Here is a 21037-nt window from a genome sequence, read left to right on the forward strand (position 1 = left end):
CGTTGCGTGCAAAGGCATGTCCCATTGCCCTCGCGAACGGCCGCGTGGTCGTGATCGGCCGCCCTCGCCACCCGACAATCGTTGAATGGAAAGGGCCGCCCACGATCGGGATCCGGGCACACCCGGGTCCGCGCCCCAGCCCCGGCGGGAGCGGCCGCCGGTCCAGCGCCGCCCGGCGGTCGGGCACGTGCCGGGACTCATGGCGCTGCAACGGGACGCGGGCAACCAGGCGGTCAGCCGGGCCGTCGGCGAGCAGGGCGCCGGGGGCGCCTCGCTGCTGGTGGACGCCGACGCGGCTCCCGAGCCGGGGCAGATGACCCTGAGCGCGTTCCTCGACCAGGTCTCGGGCGAGGTGACCCGGGTGGCCACCGAGGCGTTGCAGGGGACGGCGTACTCGGCGGTGGGCTGCCCGCTGCTGCCGCAGTGGATCCGGTACTTCCGGCAGCGGCCCGCCGCGCACGTCGAGCAGGTGGTGCGCCGGTACGCGGGGACGGTGGGGGCGGGCCCGCGGACGGCGGCGGAGTTCGTGCCGCTGGTCGGCGCGCGCGTCGGCGAGGGCCTGCGGGGATGGCTGGCGGGCGGGTCGCCGCCGGCTCCGGCGGACTTCGGGGTGAGCGATCCGCCGGAGATGCCGGTCCTGGGTGTGCCGGTGCTTCCCTTCGCCGACAACGCCTCCGGGCCGAAGACCGCCGCCGAGGGCCCGGGGCCCGGGCGGGCGCTGGACGCCTCGGTCGCGGGCCCGATGGGCCGCTCGTTCGGCGCCGACTTCGGCGGGGTCGAGGTGCACACCGACAGCCCCTACGCCACCGAGCAGGGCGCGCGGGCGGTCACGGTGGGCAACACCATCGCGTTCGCGCCGGGCGAGTACCGGCCGGGCTCGGTGCTGGGGGACGCGCTGATCGCCCACGAGCTGGCGCACGTGCTCCAGCAGCGCGACGCCGGGCCGGGACGGCAGGCGCTGAGGGAGGGCGGGGACGCCGGGGCGGTCGAGGCCGACGCGGACCACTCGGCGGCCAAGGCGATGGCCGCGCTGTGGGGTGGCGCGAAGACGGCCGCCGCCGAGGCGCTGCCCAGGCTGCGGTCGGGGCTGCGGATGCGGCGGTGCACGCAGCCGCCTCCGGCCATCGACAACCGGCCGCGCTACCAGGCGATCGTCGCCGAGCTGCGCCCGCTGTACGCGCGCAAGCGGGCCGTCCTGGACGGGACCGAGCCCGCGGCGAACCTGCCGGGCATCAACGCGCGCATCGACGCGCTGGTCGTCGAGCTCCAGGGGATGGGCGTGCGCCTCGGTCCCGACGAGATCTACGAGTCCCTGGAGGGTTCGCAGCCGCGGGACATGCTGACGGTGACCGGGCGGATCGTGCCGACACCTGACGGGCAGCACTTCTGGGGGCAGCGGCTGACCTACGGGCTCGCGCTCGACTACGTCCCGGAGGGCCGGAACGTGCGGGTCGAGTGGCGCTGGAGCAGCGACGGCGGCGGCCGGATGAACCAGTTCGTCAATGCCCCCGGTCGCGGCAACCACATGTCGGTGGAACTCGACGACTTCTTCTGGAGCGTCCCCGGCGAGCAGATGCGGCATGAGGGCCGCGACCAGTTGCAGGTCTCGGCGCGGGTGTTCCTCGGGGACGAGACCACCCCGCAGGCGACGGTGCAAGCACCGGCCACGCGCTTCGAGAACACCGCGCCGGCGTCGATGGCGATCGCCGCCGACCCGTCGGTGGCGCTGGCCGGGGACCGGGTCAACTTCCGCATCGCCGACTGGGCGCCGCAGCGCAGCCGCCACGCGGTGGACTGGGAGGTCGACGGGCAGGTCGTGACGCGGGACCTGCCGGTGCTGTCGCGGGAGTTCGACACCGTCGGCGCGCACACCGTCCGGGCGCATCTCTACGAGGCGGCGCGCAACTTCGGGCTGACCCGCGGGCGGCTGCTGTACACCGCGCAGACCTCGGTGACCGTGCAGAACCAGCAGACGGCCGGGGAGGCGCTGCTCGCCCAGAGCGAGCCGGGCGCGCTTCCGGCGCTGTCGGGGCAGGAGGCGTCCATCACCGCCTCGATCGCCGGCCTGGAGCGGCGGGTGGCCGCCGGTGGTGAGCAGCAGCCCTACTGGCAGGACCGGCTCGCCGGGCAGCGCGCGAGGCTGGAGAGCCTGCGCCGCAACGCCCCCGGCTCGGGCCTGGACCAGCCGCTGCCCGACGACCTGTCCACGTGCGCGCCCGGGACGACCTACTCCAAGCCGATCCCGGCCACGATCGTGCTGCCCTCGGCCGGTGGCGCGCAGCCGATCATGATCCACCTGCGGCTCATGCACGACGGGACGCGGTGGGCGGCGAGCTTCCTCGACTCCACCGGCCGCGACGTCTACCGCTTCGACGGGCACGGCGACACGCCGCTGGCGGCGACGATCGACGCGGCCAACGCCTGGCACGCCGATCATCCCTATCCGCGCGGCGGGACGGTCGTCCACCGCTTCGCGCCCGCCGGGTGGACGGCCGGGACCGGCTTCGAGACCACCACGGCCTGGAACACCGCCAAGGCCTGGGTCGACGGGATCCTCACCGTGGGCGGGGTCATCGTCGCCGGGATCCTGCTGCTCACCCCGGAACCGACGACGGCGACGAAGTGGCTGGGCGCGGCGATCCTGGCCGCCTCGGTCGCGCGCAGCGCGGTGGCGATCTACGAGAACATCAGCATCGGGATCCCGGCCAGCGACTCCCGCAACGTCCTCGAAGGCGTGTCGATCCTGACCTCGCTGCTGGGCGTGGGCGGGTCGACGCTGCGCGGGCTGGGCATCAACACGATCCGGCCGACGATGTACCGCGTCGGCAGCTGGATGGTGATGAGCGCGCTCGCCGGGGACGCCGGGACCCTGGTCTTCGCCACCGCCCACGGCATCGACCAGATCCGGCTGGCGCAGTCCGACCCGTCCATGGACGACGGGCAGCGCGCCATGCAGACCCTGCGGGTCATCGCGAGCCTCCTCAACAGCGGCGCGATGTTCTTCATCAGCAACCGCGACCTGGTGCGCCAGGGCATCCGCCGCTCGGACTTCCTGCGCACCGACACCGCCGCCATCAGCGGCGGCGCCCGCGCCCGGGCGGGTGCGGCGGCCGCGGCGGGGCAGCGTCCGCCGCCGGTCACGCTGGAGACCGGCGCGCGCCTGGACATCGCCGCCGAGCTGCGGGCCGCCGGTGAGCCGAACCTGGCCGCGAGGCTGCGCGGCGGTGGCGTCAGCGACGCCGACCTCGTCGACCGGCACGCCGCCCTGCCGTGGCTGCGCTCGGGCGGACTCGACGACGCCGGTGTCGCGCACATGCTGCTGCACCTGGACACCCCCGCGCTCACCGCGTTGCAGGACATCCCGCCCGCCCGTGCCCGCGCGGCCGTCGACGCCGTCGGCAACGGCACCGCCGCCAACCGGCTGGCCACCGCGCTGCGCGGCGCCGGGCTGGAGGCGTTCACCGCCGCGCGGGCGGCCACCGGGTCCACCGTGGACGTCGACACCGAGCCGGGCCTGGTCCGCATCGACGGCATCCCCGGGCGCGCCGGGTCCGGCCTGGAGATCAGCGCCGCGCGCCTCGCCGAGATCACCGGCGGCCAGCCGACCGCGCTACGGGAGCTGCTGGAGGCGACCCGGGCACTGGCCGCCGCCGGGGGCGACCCGCAGCGCATGCCCGCGGACCTGCGGGCGCGCCTGGACCGCTACCACACCAACGCCGGTGGGCGGCTCTACTTCGCCCACCACCGCGAGCGCGGCCGCGCCTACCTGCTGACCGACCTGGGCGTCCCGGCCACGCGCTTCCCCAACCCGTCCCGGCGGGATCTGGAGCGCCTCAACCAGCTGGCCAACGAGCGCACCGGGCAGCCGATGCGCGACTACGCCCGCGACTACGCGCTGTCGCGCAACCCCGCCAACGCCGCCGAGTTCGTCGAGCACTTCCAGTACTTCATCGGCGAGGTCGACGTCCGGCACACCGAGCGGGTCCGCACCTGGCGGGCCGAACGCGACCGCGCCCTGGACTCCTGGCGCCGCCGCCACGGCGCGACCACACCGTCCGGCGCCCCCAACGCGCCGACGCCGGTGGAGCTGGAGCAGCTGCACGTCGACGCCCTCCGCGCGATGTTCCCGCCCGGGACGGAACCGGCGAACCTGCCCCCGCGGCTGTCGCGGATGACCGAGGAGGCCGTCGACGCGTTCCTGGAGAACGCCGTCCTGGACGGGCTCACCGAGACGCAGCCCGGCGGGCGCGGGCGGCGGCTGTCGGCGACCGGCGCGGCCGACGTCGGCGAGACGTTCCGGCAGCGCACGAGCGAGCCGGGGCTGCGCGTCGGCTCGGTGTCGATCCCCGCCGACACGCCCAGGAGCATGCTCGCGGCCACCCTGGGCGCCGTCGCGCAGAACCTGGGGTTCGGGACGCAGTCCTCGGCGGCGTACCACGTCCTCAAGCACTTCCGGGAGATCACGCCCGCCGAGCGCGCCGCCGGGACGGCCCCCGGCGGCAGCCGCACCACCGCCTACTTCGGCAGCGTCACCGAGACCGTCCGCAACCCCACCACCTCCCGCGTGGAGACCGGGCAGTACGGGGAGCAGCGGGTCTTCTTCGTCCGCACCGAAGGCGGTGTGACCATCCGTGCGATCGTGGTCGTGACGCCCGACGGGCGCGCCTTCATCGCGACCTACGGGAGTGGAAGATGACCGCCGAACCCGATCTCCCCGGGCTGCTCGCCGCCCTGGCCGCCGCCGACCCGGCCCGGCCCGCCGAGGAGCAGGACGCCGCCTTCGCGCGCTTCATGGACGGCCTCTTCGACGTCGAGCTCACCCGCCTGCGCTCCCCCGCCTACGCCGCCCGCCACGACGTGGTGGTCTTCCGCCGGGAGGTGCCGCCGCTGCTGCCGATCGCCCTCGGCGCGCTCGCCGAGTACACGCGCGAGACCCGGCGGATGCTGTCGGGAACCTGGTACGACGACGAGGACCGGGTGGTCTGCCGCCGCCGCTCGGCCGTGGAGTTCCTGCGGCGCCTGGCGCCCGGCGTGGTGCCCGCGCCCGAGCGGCTGGACGAGCGGCTGCGCGAGCGCTGGTCGGCGACCGGCGGGTTCTTCCACGCGCCCCAGGACCGTCCCGAGGGCGTCCCGGAGACCCACTGGTGGTGGTACACGGCATGACCGTGCGCGCACCCGCGCCGGTCACCCGGGCCGGGGTCACCGCCTTCCGGCTGTACGCCGTCCTCGGCCTGGCCGCCGCGCTCGCCGTCGCCTTCGGACTGTCGGCCCCGCGCGGGCTGGACGCGGTGGTCACCGGCGTGGCGTGCGCGGCCGGGGTGGCGGCCTTCGTGGTCACCGCGCTGGCGGCGAAGGTGCGGCACGGGCGCGAGCGGCTGGTCGCGCTGCACCAGTTCCTCGCCGTCCTCACCGCCTGCGCGCTGGTGGTGTGGGCGCTGGGCGCCGACGTGCCCAGCTACCTGGACGTCCTGGCGCCGGGCGTGCTCGCCGCGATCGCCGTGGGGCGCCTGGGCTGCCTGGCCGCGGGCTGCTGCCACGGGCGCGTCGCCGTGCGCGGGCCGCGGGTGGCCTACCGGCGCGAGCACGTCGCCGAGGGCTTCCCGGGCGTCCTGGCCGGAGTCGGGCTCGTGCCGGTGCAGGCCGCCGAGGCGGTCGTGGCCGGCGCGCTCGTCGCGGCGGGTGCGGTGAGCGGGCTCGGGCTGGTGGTGTGCCTGGGCGGGTACGGCGCCGCGCGCGCCGGGCTGGAGCGGCTGCGCGGGGACGGGCCGCCCTCGCGGCGGCGGGTGTCGCCGCAGAGCCTCGTCGGTGTGGGAGCGTCGGTCGTGGCGGCCGGGTACGCGGCGGTGTTCGGCGGGTTCCCGATCGCGCCGGCCTTCGCGCTGGTGGCGGCGCTGTTCCTCATCGCGCCACCGGCCCTGAGCGACGTCGCGCATCCGCGCCACCTCGTCCACCTCGCCGAGGCCGTGCGCGGCAGTACGGAGGCCGCCCGCGGTGGCGGGACGCCCGTGGTGGTCACCGCCTGCGGGACGCGGGTGTCGGCGAGCGTGGTGGCCGGGCGGATGACCGTCGCGGTCGCCCCGGCGCGCGAGGCGGTGGGGACGCTGATCGCGCGGCTGTACGGCGTGGACGCCCCCGCCGGGATCGCGCGCGGCGGGGGCGACCTGATCGTCGTGGACCTCGGGCCGGTCTAATCCCCGGAGCTGCGCCGGTAGCGGCCGGACTCCCGGCGGAGAAACCCGGCGTCGACGAGCGCGCGGCGCAGCGAGAGGACGTCCAGGGCGCCGTCCTCGCACCAGGGCCGCAGCCGCTCGTTGACCGCCCGCTCGTCGTACTCGCCGGTGGTGAAGACGCTCTCGGCGATATGGGCGAGGGCGGCCGGGTGGGCGTCGTCGTCGGGTTCCGGCAGCCGCACGAGGACGCCGCCGCTGATGAAGCCGCGCAGCAGCGGGTCGGGCTGGTCGGCGGCGGCCTCGTCGGCCATGTGGCACATCGCCCGTTCCCCGGCCGCGGCGAGGGCCCCGTCGTCGACGGTGACCACTCCCCTGCCCTGGACGAGGAGTCCCGCGCGGGCGAGCCGCCCGATGGCCGGGGCGGCCTGGGGCGCGCCGAGCCCGGAGGCGGCGAGGATCTGCGCGGCCGTGGAGGCGCCCAGGACGACGGCGGCGAAGACCCGGCGCAGCACCGGGTCGGCGAGCTCGGCGGCGATCCGGTCGGGGGACACGAGGGTGGCCATCAGCGTGCCTTTCGGTCGATCTCGGTGCCGGACGTGCGGGTGGCCGCCGGCCGGGGCTCACCCATGGGGCTCCTCCGCGGCGGCGAGGGCGCTCCAGGAGCGCATCAGCAGCTCGATGGCGTCCACGATGGACTCGGCTCCGGCGTCCTCGTCGGACAGGACGCGCTGGATGGACATGCCGTCGCCGAGCGAGTGCAGGATGAGCGCCAGGAAGGCCACCGGGGCGGGCGGCGTCACCGAGCGGGCGGCGAAGCCCTGCGCCAGCGCGTCGGCGAGCTCGGCGCGCGAGCGCCGTTCGCGGTCGGCGATCAGCGTCCGCAGTTCGGGGTCGCGCATGCCGTAGAGCCAGAGTTCGGTGCGCAGGGCGAGCCAGCCGGTGAGGGTCTCGTCGCGGCGGCGGTGCCAGGCGCGCAGGCGTTCCAGCACGGTGTCGAAGGACCCGGCGTCGCGGCCGAGTGCGCGCATCTCGGCGATCTCGCGCTCGGTGCGCTGTTCGAGGAGGGCGAGGACGATCTCGCGTTTGCCCTCGAAGTTGCCGTAGAAGGCGCCGCGCGTGTATCCGGCGCGCTCGGCGATCTGCTCGACGGAGGTGCCGTTGACGCCGTGCTCGGCGAAGAGCCCGGCGGCGGCGTCGAGGAGCTGTTCGCGGGTGAGTTCCCGGCTCTGCCGCCGGGTGAGCCGCTGGTTCACGGGGTCCGCCTCCTTCCGGGATTGAGATACAGAACTGTCTTCGAATACAGGAGTGTATCTGAAGGGGCAGCCGCGTTCCACGGCGGATCAATCGGCGTCGGGTGCGGCCAGGTCGGTGTGGCGGACGATCGGCCAGTCGAGCGGGATCCGCGCGGTGCGCGCCAGCCGCGCGGTGAAGGTGCCGACGCCGACGTGGGCGGCGACCTCCACCACCTGGCCGGGCGTGAGGCCGTCCCCGCCGGTGGCGTCGCGCTCGCCGCGCAGCAGCGCCGAGGCCAGCGACAGGGCCGCGGCGACCGTCGGGTCATCGGACTCGCCGCGCCGGGCGCGCGTGACCCGGCCGGCGTCGAGACCGGCGACGCGGGTGGCGAGGTAGACGGTGGCGGACAGGCCGTAGTCGTCGCCGAGTTCCTGCGCGACCAGCAGCCCGATCGACAGCCGCGCCTCGATCGGCAGGGATCCGGCGCGCAGGGCGGCGCCGAAGTCCAGGTAGCCCCGCAGCGTCTCGGGGCTGTTGGCCATCGCGAGGACCAGATTGGACGTCAGCCCGAGCGCCCGGTGGGCCTCGGCGAGCAACTCCGCGGTCCGCCCGGTGGCGGTGTCGGCTTCGGCCAGGGGCATGCGCTCCGGTTGTGTCGCCATCATCTCTCGCCTCCTCGGCGCCGGTCGGCTTCGGCTTGCGAGAGGGATCATGGAGCGCGACGTTGATGGGTCCGCGATGGTTCGGCGATGGGCGGGGCGAAGGTGCGGTTCACGGTTCTGGGTCCGGTCGCGATGGAGCATGACGGCCGTCCGCTGGAGGGCGCGTCCCCCCGGCACCGGGCGGTGCTGGCGTACCTGCTGCTGCACGCCGGGACGGTGATCGGCATGGAGCGGCTGATCGGCGCGATCTGGGGCATCGACGCCCCGGGCACCGCGCGTTCGCAGGTCCACGCCGCCGTCACCGCGCTGCGCCGGGTCCTGCGGGCCGCGCCGGACGGCGACGGGGTCCTGGTCACGCGCGGCGCGGGGTACCTGGTGAAGCTCGAACCCGGGTCGCTCGACCTCGACCGCTTCACCGCGCACGTCGCCGAGGCGCGCACGATCGCGCCCACGGACCCGGCCGCGGCCGTCGAGGCCCTGCGCGCCGGGCTCGCGCTGTGGCGGGGCCTGCCGCTGGCCGACGTCAACGGCGACTTCGTCGCCGACGCCCGCCACCGGCTGGAGGAGCGGCGGCTGAGCGCCGTCGAGCAGCTCGCCGAGGTGGAGCTGGGACGCGGACGGCACGAGCCGCTCATCGACGAGCTCGCCGCGCACGTCTCGCAGCATCCGCTCCGGGAACGGCTCACCGGTCACCTGATGCTGGCCCTGTACCGCTCGGGACGGCAGGCCGACGCGCTGACCGAGGCGCGGACGCTGCGGGCGGCGCTGGCCGAGGCGCAGGGCCTCGATCCCGGGCGCGCGTTCACCGACCTCGAAGCCCGCATCCTGCGCGACGACCCCGCGCTGCTGCTCGTCCCCAGGGAAGAACCGGCACCGGCGGCGGCCGATCCCGCGCCGCCCCGGCTGAGCCACCTGCCGTCGGCGGTGCCCGACTTCACCGGGCGGCGCGACGAGCTCGCCCACCTGGAGCGGATCGGCGCGCCCGGGGGCGTCGTGGCCATCGACGGCATGGCCGGTAGCGGCAAGACCTCCTTCGCCGTGCACGCCGCCCGGCGGATGGCCGGGCGCTTCCCCGACGGGCAGCTGTGGGTCGACCTGGACGCCCACACCGCGGGCCGCGAGCCGGTGGAGCCCGGTGCCGCGCTGGAGGTGCTGCTGCGGCAGCTCGGCGTCCCGTCCGGGCGCGTCCCGCAGGACACCGCCGGGCGATCGGCGCTGTGGCGCGCCGAGCTGTCCGGGCGCCGGATCCTCGCCGTGCTGGACAACGCCGCGAGCGCCGCGCAGGTCCGACCGCTGCTCCCCGACGGCCCCGGGAGCCTGGTGCTGATCACCGGCCGCCGCCGGCTCATGGACCTCGACGCCGCGCAGGCGCTGTCCCTGGACCCGCTGGTGCCGCAGGACGCCGAGGCGCTGTTCACCGGCATCGTCGGCGAGCGCGCGGCCGCCGAGCCGCTGGCGGTGCTCGACGTCCTCCAGCTGTGCGGGTTCCTGCCGCTGGCGGTGCGCATCGCGGCCGCCCGGCTGCACCACCGTCCGAAGTGGACCATCGGGCAGCTCGCGGCGCGGCTGCGCGACCAGCGCCGCCGCCTGAGCGAGCTCACCGCCGGGGACCGCAGCGTCGCCGCCGCGTTCGCGCTGTCCTACCAGCAGCTGAGCGCGGCCCAGCAGCGGATGTTCCGGCTCGCCGGGCTGCATCCGGGCCGCGACTTCGACGCCACGTCCGCCGCGGCCCTGGCCGACCTGCCGGTGGAGGACGCCGACGTCCTGCTGGAGGACCTGCTCGACGCCCACATGCTCATGCAGCACGAGGCGGACCGCTACACCTTCCACGACCTGCTGCGCGCCCACGCGCGGTCGAGCGCCGCCGAGTGCGAGCCGGCGGCCGAACGGGAGGCCGCCGTCGCCCGGCTGCTGCTCCACCAGCTCCACACCACCGACGTGGCCGTCAACCTCGTGTTCCCCGGCATGCGGCATCTGCTCCCCGCGGTCCGGCCGTCCACGGCCGGGCCGTCGCCGCTCACCGGCACCGGGGACGCGCTGGCCTGGCTGGACGCCGAGCGCGCCAACCTCCTCGCGCTGGACGGGGCTCCGCACGCCCACGTCGGGCCGCTGGCGGCGCTGCTCAGCCCGTACCTCTTCGACTACGGCCACCACGCCGACGCCCTCGCCCTCGACGGACGCGCGCGCGTCCTGGCCCGCGAGGCGGGCGACGGCCCGTCCGAGGCCCGCTCGACCCTCGGCGTCGCCTGGGTGCGGCTGCGCCGGGGCGACTACGCCACGACCCGGCTGCACGCCGAGCGGGCCCTGGAGCTCTACCGCGCCAGCGGTGACCGGCACGGGCAGGCGCGCTCGCTGAACCTGCTGGGCGTCCTGTGCTGGCGGGAGGGCGACTTCGACCCGTCCGCCGACTGGTTCGGCCGCGCGCTGGAGCTGTACCGCGCGTCCGGCGACGGCGTCGGCGAGACCCACGCGCTGGGCAACCTGGCCCTCGCGCTGTCCGGGCGCGGCGAGCTCGACGCGGCCGACGAGCACCTGCGCCTGGCCCTCGACCGGTACGGCGCGATGGGCGACGGGGACGGTCTGGAGGCCGCGATCGTGCTCCGCCAGCTCGCCGTGGTCCGCCTGCGCCGGGGGCTCGCCGCCGAGGCCGAGGAGGTCCACGCCGAGGCGCTGGAGCGGTTCCGGCGCCTGGGGAACCGCCGCGAGGAGGCCGACGCGCTGAACGCGTTCGGCGAGGCCGCCCTGGCGGCGGGCGACCCGGCGCGCGCGGCCCGGGCGCACGAGGCGGTGCTGGAGCTGGCGCGCGCCCACGACTTCGACGGCGCCGTGGAGGTGGAGCGGGCGCGGCGGGGGCTGGCGAGCGCCCTGGGGTGAGCGGCTAGCGCGCCCGGCGGCGCGATCGCGCCGGTGCGAGGACGGTGACCGAGAGCGGATCTCCGGCGGAGACGGGACGGACGTAGTCCGAGCGGTTGCACGACAGGTCGGGCAGGAAGTAGTAGGTGACGACCGTGCCGCGGTCGACGACGCTGCCGGCGGCCGGTTCCTGTTTGAGCACCTTGCAGGTCGACGGGTCCCAGTAGGAGACCGTCTTCCGCAGGGACTTGCTGAAACCGCTCGAACTCAGCCGCGCCGGGGCGTCGTCGACGTGCACGCCCAGCAGGTTCGGCACCTTCGCGGTGTTGTCGCCGGGGCCGTCGTCGCCACCGCCGGGCGTGGTCCCGCCGCCGGGATGGCCGCCGCCGCCGTTGTCACCGGATCCGTCGTTGCCGCCGTCATTGCCGCGTCCCGGCGTATCGGGGCTCTCGGACGTGCCTTTCACCGCCTCCTTCTCACCGGAGGGGTCGGCCTGCGGGTCACCGGACGGCGCCCCGGCCGCGCTGGACGGGCCCGACGAGACCGGACCCGGCCCGGCGCCGTCCTGGGTGCCGCGTCCCTGCCACGGCCGCAGCGCCAGCAACACCCCGAGCAGGAGCACGAGCGCCACGCAGGCCGTGACGAGGACGCGCCTCTTGCGGTCCCCGGCCGAGGTGGGGGGCTCGGGAGCCGGTGCCGCGACGGCCTGCTCGACGGTGGCGGCCGGGGCTTCCGCGGGCTGCGGGACCGTGGTCCGCAGGACAGTGGCCTGTGCGGCCGTGGCCTCGTGCGCGGTCCGCTTCACCGTCGCGGCTTCGGGAGCGGGCGTCCCGTCCGGCGCGGCGGGCTCGTCCGCCGTGGCCGATGGCGCGTCCTTGCCCGCGCTCCGGCAGGCCCGGGCGAACTCCTGCGCCGTCCGCCAGCGGTCCGCCGGGTCCTTCCGCAGCGCCTTCATGATCGCCTCCGACAGCGCCGGGGGCACGTCGGCGGGCAGCGGCGGCGGCTCCTGCGACAGGTGCGCGTAGATGATCGCCGCGACGGCCCGCCCGTCGAACGGCGGCGCGCCGCTCAGGCACTCGTAGGCCACGATCCCCAGCGAGTACACGTCCCCCGCCGGTGAGGGATCGGCGTCCGAGAGGTGCTCGGGCGCGGAGTAGGCGACGGTGCCGATGACCTGCCCGGACCGGGTGAGCCCGGTGCCGTCGGCGCTGCGGGCGATGCCGAAGTCGATGATCTTCACGGTCCCGCGGCCGGTGATGAGGATGTTGGCCGGCTTGATGTCGCGGTGCACGATCCCGGCGGTGTGCGCCGCCCGCAGCCCGTCGGCGGCCGCCGCGATCACCCGGATCGTCTGCGCGGCCGAGAGCCTGCCCTTCTCGTGCAGGACCTCGGCGAGCGAGCGGCCCTGGACGAGCTCCATGATCAGGTACGCGCGGACGCCGTCGGGCGTGTCCTCCTCGCCGCAGTCGTAGATCGCGGCCACGCTCCGCGTGTTCAGCGCGGCCACCACCGTCGCCTCGGAGACGAAGCGCGCGCGGAACTCGTCGTCGTCCGACAGACCCGGATGGAGCATCTTGATCGCCACCGGACGGCGCAGCCGCGTGTCCGTGCCGCGCCACACGTCCCCCATGCCCCCGGCCGCGATGCGTTCCTCCAGGCGGTACCTGCCGACGATCAGCTCCCCGCTGGGCATGGCGGTGTCCTCTCACGTACGGCACGGCGGTTCACCGCGAGGGGCGCGGCCGGGCTCCATTATGGAGCATCGCCACCACGCGGGCGGACCGCGCTTGACAGGCCGCATTACGGTGACTTCCGGTCAATTCACCCATACCAACCGAGAGGTGACCATGTTCATCGACGCCCGCCGCTTCGGCCTCGCCACCGCCCTCGCCGTCGCCGCCGTCCTCGCCGCCGGCACCGCCTCAGCCGCCCAGGATCCACGCGAGGCGCCACCCCAAGTGGACGCCGCCCGGGTGGCGGCGATCGCGGAGGAGCGGCTGCCCGAATGCCGCGTCACCGGCCTGGAGCTCTACCACGACGACGAGCGGCCGATGTGGTTCGTGGAGACCGAGTGCTCCAACGGCACGTGGAAGGACCTGCGGATCGACGGGATCAGCGGGAAGGTGATCGCGATCAACGGAGATTACACGGTGTGAGGACGGCGGGCCGCGCCACGCGATGGCGCGGCCCGCCGCTCAGGCCACATGACACGCCACCTCATGCCGCTCCCCCAGCACCCGCAACTCCGGCGTCACCCGCCCGCACTCCTCCACCGCCAGCGGGCACCTCGCCCGGAACCGGCATCCCGGCACCGGGTTGATCACCGGTGGCGGTTCGGTCGTGGCCGTGTCGGCGGCGACGTCGAGGGGTGCGCGGGGGTCGGGGACGGCGGAGAGCAGCAGGCGGGTGTAGGGGTGGCGGGGGTCGGTCAGCACCGACTCGGTGGGGCCGGACTCCATGACGTGGCCGCCGTACATGACCATCAGGCGGTCGGACACGTAGCGGGCGCTGGCGATGTCGTGGGTGATGTACAGGATGGACACGCCGTCGTTGTCGCGCAGGCCGGTCATGATGTTCATCAGCCCGATGCGGATGGACACGTCGAGCATGGACACCGGTTCGTCGGCCAGGATGAGCTTGGGCCGGTAGGCGAGGGCCTGGGCGAAGCCGACGCGCTGGCGCTGGCCGCCGGAGAGCTCGTAGGGGTGGCGGTGGAGGATCTCGGCCGAGAGGCCGACGGCCTCGGCGACGCGTTCGGCCTCCTCGTGGCGGGCGGCGCGGGCGAGTTCGGGGCGGTGGAGTTTGAGACCGCGCAGGATGCCGTGGGACACGCGGTAGGCGGGGTTGAGTGAGCTGAAGGGGTCCTGGAAGACCATCGGGACGTCGCCGCGGTAGGCCATCTGGCGGCGCCGGCCGCGCATGGACGACAGGGGCGCGCCCTCGAAGAGGATCTCGCCGCCGGTGGGTTTGTAGACCTGCGCCAGCAGGCGGGCGATGGTGCTCTTGCCGCTGCCGCTCTCGCCGACCAGGGCGAGGATCTCGCGGCGGCCGATGGTCATGGTGACGTCGTCGACGGCGTGGAGGCGGCGGCGCGAGAAGCCGCCGCCGACCTTGAAGTGCTTGGTGAGCCCGCGGGTCTCCAGCAGCGTCGGCGGGGTCATGGCGTTACCTCCGGGACGGGCGCGTGCAGCAGGCAGCGGGCCTCGGCGTCGCCCACCCGGTAGAGGGCGGGCTCCTGGGACGGGCAGGCGGGCAGGGCCGAGCCGCATCGGGGGTGGAAGCGGCAGCCGGACGGGAGCGCGCCCAGATCGGGTGGGCCGCCGGGGATGCCGGTGAGGGCGACGCGGGGCCCGTGGATCGAGGGGAAGGCGTCGAGGAGGCCGCGGCTGTAGGGGTGGGCGGGGGTGTCGAAGACGGCCCGGGTGGGTCCGGTCTCGACGACCTGGCCGGCGTACATGACCAGCAGGCGGTCGGAGAAGTGGCTGACCAGGGACATGTCGTGGGTGACGAACACGACGGCGAAGCCGAGGGCGCGCTGGAGTTCCTTGATCTGCGCCATCAGCGAGCGCTGCGCCACGACGTCCAGCGCGGAGGTCGGCTCGTCCATGACGACGAGGTCGGGGGTGAACAGCAGGGCCATCGCGATCATCGCGCGCTGGCGCATCCCGCCGGAGAGCTGGTGCGGGTAGCTGCGCAGGTGCGCCGGGTCGATGCCGACCAGGCGCATGACCTCCTCGGAGCGGGTGGCGATCTCCTTGCCGGACAGCTTCGCGTGGGCGTTCATGGCGTCGGCGAACTGGGCGGCGATGGTGCGCACGGGGTTGAGGGCGTTCATGGCGCTCTGCATGACCACCGAGAAGTCGCGCCAGCGCAGGACATTGAGCTTCTTCTCCGACATGGTCACCAGGTTGTGGCCCTTGAACAGGACGCTCCCGGCGGTCACCGACGCCGGTGGGCTCAGCAGCTGCGCGACGGCGTACAGCAGTGTCGACTTGCCGCAGCCGGACTCGCCGACCACGGCCACGAACTCGCCGCGCCCGACGTCGAGGTCGACGCCGGAGACCGCGGTGACGGGCCCGCGCGGGGTGGCGTACTGCACGCTCAGGCCGCGGACCTCAAGAACGCCGGACACGCTGCCTCCTCACGGGCCGCAGGGCGGGGTTGCCGATCTCGTCGAAGGCGTAGTTGATGAGCGCGAAGGACGTGCCGAGGAGGGCCACGCACAGGCCCGGGGCGAGCGCCCACAGCGGGATGCCGGACAGCAGGGCCTGCTGGTTCTGCGACCAGTAGAGCATCGTGCCCCAGCTGGAGGAGTTGGGATCGCCGAGGCCGAGGAACTGGAGTCCGGCCGCGCTGAGCACCGAGTAGAGGGCCGCGCCGAGGAAGTTCGCCACGATCAGCGAGGTCATGGTCGGCAGGGCCTCGAAGACGATGATGTAGATGCGCCGTTCGCCGCGGACGCGCGCGGCCTCCAGGAAGTCGCGGTTGCGCAGGGACAGGGCCTGCGCGCGCAGCTGGTTGGCGCCGTAGGACCAGCCGGTGATGACCAGGACGAACAGCATCACGCCGAGGGTGCCCTGCCCGGCGTACTTGGCGAGGATGATGATCAGCGGGAACGCGGGGATGACGAGGACGACGTTGGTCAGCATGGACAGGATGTCGTCGACGATCCCGCCGAGGTAGGCCGCCGAGACTCCGACGAGGACGGACAGGACGGTCGCGAAGAGCCCGGCGACCAGCGCGATGACGAGCGATTCGCGGGTGCCGTGGACGAGCTGCGCGTAGATGTCCTGCCCGAGGGAGGTCGTGCCGAGGGGGTGGTCCCAGGACGGCTGGAGCGCGGGCGCGTAGGCGAGGGCGTTGGGGTCGTCGACGGAGGTGAACAGGCCCGGCCAGGCGGCGACGAGGCAGAAGAGCACCAGCAGGATCAGCCCGGCCATGGCCTTGCGGTTGTGGCGGACGGCGGTCCACACGCCGCCTCGGGCGCGGATCCGGGGTGCGGGGAGCACGGTCATGGCTGCTATCCCTTCGCCCGTGCGCGGGGGTCGAGCCACACGGTGGCCAGGTCGCAGGCGAGCACCGCGACCAGGACGGCGACCGTGAAGAGCATGAACAGGGCCTGCATGAGCGGGTAGTCGACGTTCTGGACGGAGTTGTAGAGGAGGTAGCCGAGTCCGGGGTAGTTGAAGACGTACTCGACGAGGATGGATCCGGCGATGACGAAGCCGAGGGACATCGCGAAGCCGGACAGGTTGGGCAGGAAGGCGTTGCGGGCGGCGTAGCCGAGCATGATCTGGCGGCCGGAGAGCCCCTTGGCGCGGCCCATGCGGACGTAGTCCTCGGCGAGGGTGGTGATCATGTTGTTGCGCATGGTCAGGATCCAGCCGCCGATGGAGGTGATGAGGATCGTGGCCGAGGGCAGGACGGCGTGCCGCAGGACGCTGCCGATGAACTCGCCGGTGAAGGCGGGCTGGAGTCCGGTCTCATAGTTGAAGTCGCTGGGGAGCGCGCCGCCGGTCCACACCGAGAACACCAGGATCATCAGCAGCGCGATCCAGAAGTAGGGCAGCGCGGAGGTGATGACGAAGACCGGCGGCAGGACGGCGTCGAGGCGCCCGCCGCGTTTCCAGCCGGCCACGGTGCCGATGAGGGAGCCCAGCAGGAACGCCAGGACGGTGGTGACGCCGACGAGCCCGAGGGTCCAGGGCAGCGCCTCGCCGATGATGGTGGTGACGGGGACGCCGAGGCTGCCGCCGATGGACACTCCCCAGTGGCCGGTGACCATGTTGCCGAGGTAGTCGACGTACTGGACGGCGAGGTTCTCGTCGGGTTTGAAGCCGTAGGAGGTCAGTAGTTCCTGCAGCGCGGCCGGGGACAGCTTGTTGTGGGTGCGGTCGCGCAGGGCCTGGAGCGGACTGCCGGGCATGAGCCTGGGCAGGAAGAAGTTGAGGGTGAGCGCGGCCCACAGGGTGAGCAGGAAGAATCCACCGCGCCTGAGCAGGTACCTCACGTGCGCCCCTTCGAGGGGTGGCGGCCGGGAGCGTCGCCGCTCCCGGCCGGGGCGGTCACTTCTGGGCGGACTTGGAGTAGAGGTGCAGGAGCACCTGCCCGACGTCGGGGATGTTGAAGGCGGCCGGCTGCGCGTAGGGGTTCTGCGGGCTCGGCCAGCCGCGGATGTCGGAGGTGTTGTACTGGAACCAGTCGACCGATTCGGTCACCGGGATGATCGGGACGTCGCGGAGCATGAAGCCGCTGATCTCCTTGATGATCTGCACCTGCCCGGCGTCGTCGGCCGTGGGGTACTTGTCGAAGAGCGCGTCGACGGCGGGGTTCTTGTACCGCTCGAAGTTGGTGGTGGCCTCGGTGCCGAGGGGCGCGGTGTTGGCCGAGTGCAGGATCTGCCGCAGCTCGTAGTAGGGCGTGGGTCCACCGGCCTGGCCGTAGTAGGCGAGGTCGAAGTCGCCCTTGAAGAGCCGCTCGTTATAGGTCTGCTGGGCCAGGTCGACCACGGTCAGCTCGATGCCCACGGGCGCCAGCTGCTGCTTGATGACCGCCAGGGAGGCGTCCCAGTCGGTGTAGCCGGTGACGGTGATGACCGACAGCTTGAGCGGGTTGGACGGCGAGTAGCCCAGCCCGGACAGCAGCGAGGTCGCCCGCGCGGCGTCGGGCTTGTCGTATCCGGCGGAGGCCACGGCGGCGCCGTCGTAGTACTTCTGGAAGGTCGGCAGGACCACGCCGGTCTGGTTGGCGGCGGGCTGCTGGCCGCCCTCACCGATCTCGGCGACGCGGGCGCGGTCGATGGCCGAGGCGATCGCCTGCCGCACCTCCAGCTTGCTGGTCGCCGCGTGGGAGGGGTCGAGGTTGGGGATGAGCGCCACGTTGGTCACCGGCGGCGACCAGGTGTGGTTGTCGGGCGACTTGTTCAGGTAGAAGTTCTCGATGCCCGGGATGAACTGGCTGCCCCACTGGGCCTTGCCGCTGGCCAGGTCCTGGTTGGCGGGCCCGTTGTCCAGGTAGGCGGGGTACTGGACCTTCTGGATGTAGGGCTTGCCGGGCTGCCAGTAGGACGGGTTGGCCACGTACTGGATGTTGTTGGCGGTGCAGGGGTCGACCTTGAAGGGGCCCGTGCCCACCGGGTTCGGGTTCGCCCAGGTCGCCGGGGACGCCGCGGCCTCACCGGCGCCGAACACGTGCTTGGGGACGATGACGACCTGGTTGGCGAAGTTGAAGAAGTACGGCTGGGCGGCCTGCGCGAAGGAGAGAGTGACCTTGTTGCCCTCGCCCTTGACGCTCTGCAGGCCCGCGCCCGTCCACAGGGCGTACAGGTCGGTGGCGGGTTCCTTCTTCATCAGCTCGAAGGTGAACACCACGTCGTCGGCGGTGAGCGGCTGCCCGTCGTTCCACTTCACGCCGTCGCGGACGGTGAAGACGATGGAGGTCTTCTCGGCGTTCCACTCGTAGGAGGAGGCCAGCATCGGCGTCTCGGCCTGGTCCTGGAGCAGGTTGACGAACACGAGGGGCTCGTAGACGAACCCGTTCGAGGTCTGGTTCACCGCCGGGTTGAAGGGGTTGAACTGGCAGGTCCAGGTCTGGCCGGTCACGTTGGCGATGGTGACCGAGCCGCCCTGCTTGTGCGGGCCCATGTCGGCGGCGATGTCCTCCGACGAGTCGGGGGTGGGCTGCTGCTTGGACGGCGAGCAGGCCGTGGCGGCCAGGGCGAGCGCGAGCGCGACCAGGGCCGGGACGAGCTTGGTGCGTCTCATCGGGCGTTCCTCTCTGCGGGAGCGGGGTGGGGACTCAGACGGCGGCGAGGGCGAGCGCGAGCGCGCCGCGCAGCGGGCCGTCGAACGGGTAGCGGGCGGGCACGAGTTCGGGCGGGTACGGGACGGCGGCGTCCAGCGCCCGGCGCAGTCCGTCGTGGAGGTGCCGCCAGGACCGCACCATCCCGCCGCCGACGGCGATGCGCGCCGGGTCGACGGCGATGGCGAGGTTGACCAGGTGGAAGGCGAGTTCGCCGACGAAGGCGCCGAGGAGGCGCCCGACGGCGGGGTCGCCGGAGTCGAGGGCGGCGCCGAGGTGGGGCGCGGCGGGACGCAGGGCGGCGGCGCCTTCGGCGAGCGCGCGGCCGCTCACGGTGTCCTCCAGCGGCACGCGGCCGTTCGGGGGGACGCCGACGTCGGCGAGCGCGCGGAGGTTGTAGCCGATCTCGCCGGAGGCGCCGTTGCGGCCGTTGAGGACCACGCCGCCGGCGACGATCGCGACGGCGAGGCCGGTGCCGAGGTTGAGGTAGAGGCCGGGGTCGCAGCCGGCGAGCGCGCCGGATCCGGCCTCGATCCCGGCGGCGGCCTTGACGTCGGTGACGACGCGGACGGCGGCGCCCTCGAAGGCCGCGCCGAGTTCGCGGGCCAGCGCCAGATGCTCCCAGCCGGGGACGGCGGGGGCGAGGTCGACTCCGCCGTCGCCGGGGATGCCGAAGGTGGCGGCGCCTACGGCGGCGGGTAACCGGCCGGCGAGCAGTTCGCGGGCGGCGGCCACGGTCCGTGTGAAGACGGCCCGCGCGCCTTCGGCGGGGCGGGTGGGGATCGTGACCGAGCCGAGCCGCGCGCCGCCGGCGTCGCAGACCGCGAGGGCGATTTTCGTGCCCCCGAAGTCGAGGCCGAGCACGACCGGTTCGGACATGCGATCTCCCGATGGCTTGTGGCGATTGATGGTTAGGGAAGTAAACTACCAACGGCCGCGAAACGCAAGGGGCTACCGTGAGCCGCCCCGCGTGATCATCGGCGGGGGACGGACGAAGTGGAGGACCAGTGGACGGCAGCACCGGCGGATCGCCCGCGAGACAGGGGTCGATCCGGGCGATGAACGAGCGGCTCCTGCTCGACCACATCCGCCGCGGCGAGGGCGTCTCGCGCGCCGACCTCGCCCGCGTCACGGGCCTGTCCAAGCCCACCGTCTCGGTGGCGCTGGCCAACCTGGAGCGCGCCGGGCTGGTCCGCTCCGCCGGCATCCGCACCGGCGTGCCGGGACCGGCCGCCGTCCTCTACGAGCTGCGCCCCGAGGCCGGGTTCGTGCTCGGGCTCGACGTGGGACGCCAGTTCCTGCGCGCGGCGATCTGCGACTTCACCGGCGCCGTCCGCGCCCGCGCCACCGTCAAGGCCCGCGCCACCAGCCCCGGGCGCCTGGCCGGGCTCGCCGAACTCGCCGGGGGCCTGTACGCCGAGGTCGGCATCGGCCCCGGCGACATCACCCAGACCGTGCTGGGCACCCCGGGCGTCCACGACGCCCGCCGCGACGTCCTCGACCTGGCCGGGTCCCTGCCCGGCTGGGACAAGCCCCTCGTGCTGGCCGAGCTGCGCCGCGCCTTCGGCGAGAACCTCATGGTGGAGAACGACGTGGACGCCGCCGCGCTCGCCGAGCGCGCGCACGGCCATGGCCGCGAGGTGGACAGCTTCGCGTTCGTCTCGGTCGGCACCGGCATCGGCATGGGCCTGGTCCTCAATGGGCGCCTGCACCGGGGCGCGCACGGCGCCGCCGGCGAGATCGGGTACCTGCCGCTGGGCGACGCCGAGACCACCGACACCCGCGACGCCCGGCGCCGCGGCGGTCTGGAGGCCGCGGCCTCGGCCGCCGGGATCGTGCGCGCGGCCCGCCGCAACGGCATGCGCGGGGCGGCCTCGGCCCGGCACGTGTTCGCCGCCGCCGACAAGGGCGACGCGACCGCCGCCCGGGTGGTCGCCGAGGAGGCCCGGCTGATCGCCAAGGCCATCTGCTCGGTGGTGGCCGTGGTGGACCCGGAGCTGGTGGTGCTGGGCGGCGGCGTCGGCCAGGCCGCCGGGTTCCTCGGCGCGATCTCGCGCGAGCTGCGCCGGATCGCGCCGGTGCTGCCCGAACTGCGGGTCAGCGCGCTGGGGGTGGACGCCGTGGTGGACGGCTGCCTCGTCGCGGGGGCCGACCGCGCCTGGAGCGCGGTGGCGGCGGTCCTGGAGAACGGTGAGGAGGGCGCGCCCGGTCCGGCCGGTAAACAGGTTTCCTAACGATCAACCGGCCCTTGCCCTCGAAACGGACACCGGACCCCAAGAGTGACGAGCGCCACTTTCGGGAAATATCCGGAAGACTTTT

At 74.1% G+C, this 21037-nt stretch carries 16 protein-coding genes; 6 read left to right on the forward strand and 10 right to left on the reverse strand.

The window, feature by feature from the left end:
* Positions 1 to 85 precede the first annotated feature (85 nt).
* The 3 genes from QSK10_RS19940 to QSK10_RS19950 are packed head-to-tail and all read left to right on the forward strand — an operon-like array spanning position 86 to position 6191.
* Complete coding sequence (locus tag QSK10_RS19940) at positions 86 to 4696, forward strand: eCIS core domain-containing protein (protein ID WP_285664374.1); 4611 nt, start codon at positions 86 to 88, stop codon at positions 4694 to 4696.
* Positions 4693 to 5163 carry a hypothetical protein gene (locus QSK10_RS19945; protein WP_285664375.1) on the forward strand — a complete coding sequence of 157 codons (471 nt, stop codon included), beginning with the start codon at positions 4693 to 4695 and terminating at the stop codon, positions 5161 to 5163. The genes QSK10_RS19940 and QSK10_RS19945 overlap by 4 nt, the downstream gene beginning before the upstream one ends.
* Positions 5160 to 6191, forward strand: coding sequence for a prolipoprotein diacylglyceryl transferase family protein (locus QSK10_RS19950; RefSeq protein ID WP_285664376.1), 1032 nt, complete (start codon positions 5160 to 5162; stop codon positions 6189 to 6191). Before QSK10_RS19945 ends, QSK10_RS19950 begins: the two co-directional genes overlap by 4 nt.
* On the opposite strand, the gene QSK10_RS19955 is transcribed toward QSK10_RS19950, so the two are convergent.
* The 3 genes from QSK10_RS19955 to QSK10_RS19965 form a co-directional block, all read right to left on the reverse strand.
* Positions 6188 to 6733, reverse strand: a complete 546-nt coding sequence (locus tag QSK10_RS19955; RefSeq protein WP_285664377.1) for a DUF2087 domain-containing protein — start codon at positions 6731 to 6733, stop codon at positions 6188 to 6190. The genes QSK10_RS19950 and QSK10_RS19955 overlap by 4 nt on opposite strands.
* Before the next feature lie 57 nt (positions 6734 to 6790).
* On the reverse strand, positions 6791 to 7423 hold the full coding sequence (locus tag QSK10_RS19960; RefSeq protein ID WP_285664378.1) for a TetR/AcrR family transcriptional regulator: 633 nt from the start codon (positions 7421 to 7423) through the stop codon (positions 6791 to 6793).
* Positions 7424 to 7510: 87 nt separating this feature from the next.
* Positions 7511 to 8068, reverse strand: coding sequence for a carboxymuconolactone decarboxylase family protein (locus QSK10_RS19965; protein ID WP_285664379.1), 558 nt, complete (start codon positions 8066 to 8068; stop codon positions 7511 to 7513).
* Between the two features lie 84 nt (positions 8069 to 8152).
* On the opposite strand from QSK10_RS19965, the gene QSK10_RS19970 reads away from it, so the two are divergent.
* Positions 8153 to 10939, forward strand: coding sequence for an AfsR/SARP family transcriptional regulator (locus QSK10_RS19970; RefSeq protein WP_285664380.1), 2787 nt, complete (start codon positions 8153 to 8155; stop codon positions 10937 to 10939).
* A 4-nt stretch (positions 10940 to 10943) separates the two neighbouring features.
* Here the strand turns inward: QSK10_RS19970 and QSK10_RS19975 are convergent, their stop codons facing one another.
* The gene (locus QSK10_RS19975; RefSeq protein WP_285664381.1) at positions 10944 to 12611 is read right to left on the reverse strand and encodes a serine/threonine protein kinase; all 1668 of its coding nucleotides are present in this window, start codon (positions 12609 to 12611) and stop codon (positions 10944 to 10946) included.
* Positions 12612 to 12759: 148 nt separating this feature from the next.
* Here QSK10_RS19975 and QSK10_RS19980 point away from each other — a divergent pair, with 148 nt between their 5' ends.
* The gene (locus tag QSK10_RS19980) at positions 12760 to 13074 is read left to right on the forward strand and encodes a PepSY domain-containing protein (protein ID WP_285664382.1); all 315 of its coding nucleotides are present in this window, start codon (positions 12760 to 12762) and stop codon (positions 13072 to 13074) included.
* 39 nt (positions 13075 to 13113) lie between these two features.
* Here the strand turns inward: QSK10_RS19980 and QSK10_RS19985 are convergent, their stop codons facing one another.
* The 6 genes from QSK10_RS19985 to QSK10_RS20010 are packed head-to-tail and all read right to left on the reverse strand — an operon-like array spanning position 13114 to position 19597.
* Positions 13114 to 14079: an ABC transporter ATP-binding protein gene (locus tag QSK10_RS19985; RefSeq protein ID WP_285664383.1), complete on the reverse strand. Its 966-nt coding sequence runs from the start codon at positions 14077 to 14079 to the stop codon at positions 13114 to 13116.
* Positions 14076 to 15050, reverse strand: a complete 975-nt coding sequence (locus tag QSK10_RS19990) for an ABC transporter ATP-binding protein (protein ID WP_285664384.1) — start codon at positions 15048 to 15050, stop codon at positions 14076 to 14078. Before QSK10_RS19990 ends, QSK10_RS19985 begins: the two co-directional genes overlap by 4 nt.
* Positions 15034 to 15933 (reverse strand): ABC transporter permease, encoded by a 900-nt coding sequence (locus QSK10_RS19995; protein WP_285664385.1) that lies wholly within the window; start codon positions 15931 to 15933, stop codon positions 15034 to 15036. The genes QSK10_RS19990 and QSK10_RS19995 overlap by 17 nt, the downstream gene beginning before the upstream one ends.
* 5 nt (positions 15934 to 15938) lie before the next feature.
* Positions 15939 to 16928 (reverse strand): ABC transporter permease, encoded by a 990-nt coding sequence (locus QSK10_RS20000; RefSeq protein ID WP_285664386.1) that lies wholly within the window; start codon positions 16926 to 16928, stop codon positions 15939 to 15941.
* A gap of 55 nt (positions 16929 to 16983) precedes the next feature.
* Entirely contained in the window at positions 16984 to 18681 is a 1698-nt protein-coding gene (locus QSK10_RS20005; RefSeq protein WP_285664387.1) for an ABC transporter substrate-binding protein, read from the reverse strand.
* 34 nt (positions 18682 to 18715) lie between these two features.
* On the reverse strand, positions 18716 to 19597 hold the full coding sequence (locus QSK10_RS20010) for an ROK family protein (protein WP_285664388.1): 882 nt from the start codon (positions 19595 to 19597) through the stop codon (positions 18716 to 18718).
* Positions 19598 to 19776: 179 nt separating this feature from the next.
* Between QSK10_RS20010 and QSK10_RS20015 the strand changes: the two genes are divergently transcribed.
* Complete coding sequence (locus QSK10_RS20015; protein WP_285664389.1) at positions 19777 to 20952, forward strand: ROK family transcriptional regulator; 1176 nt, start codon at positions 19777 to 19779, stop codon at positions 20950 to 20952.
* Positions 20953 to 21037 lie beyond the last annotated feature (85 nt).

The sequence above is a fragment of the Actinorhabdospora filicis genome, from assembly GCF_030269765.1.
GTDB classification, from domain to species: Bacteria; Actinomycetota; Actinomycetes; order Mycobacteriales; family Micromonosporaceae; genus Actinorhabdospora; species Actinorhabdospora filicis.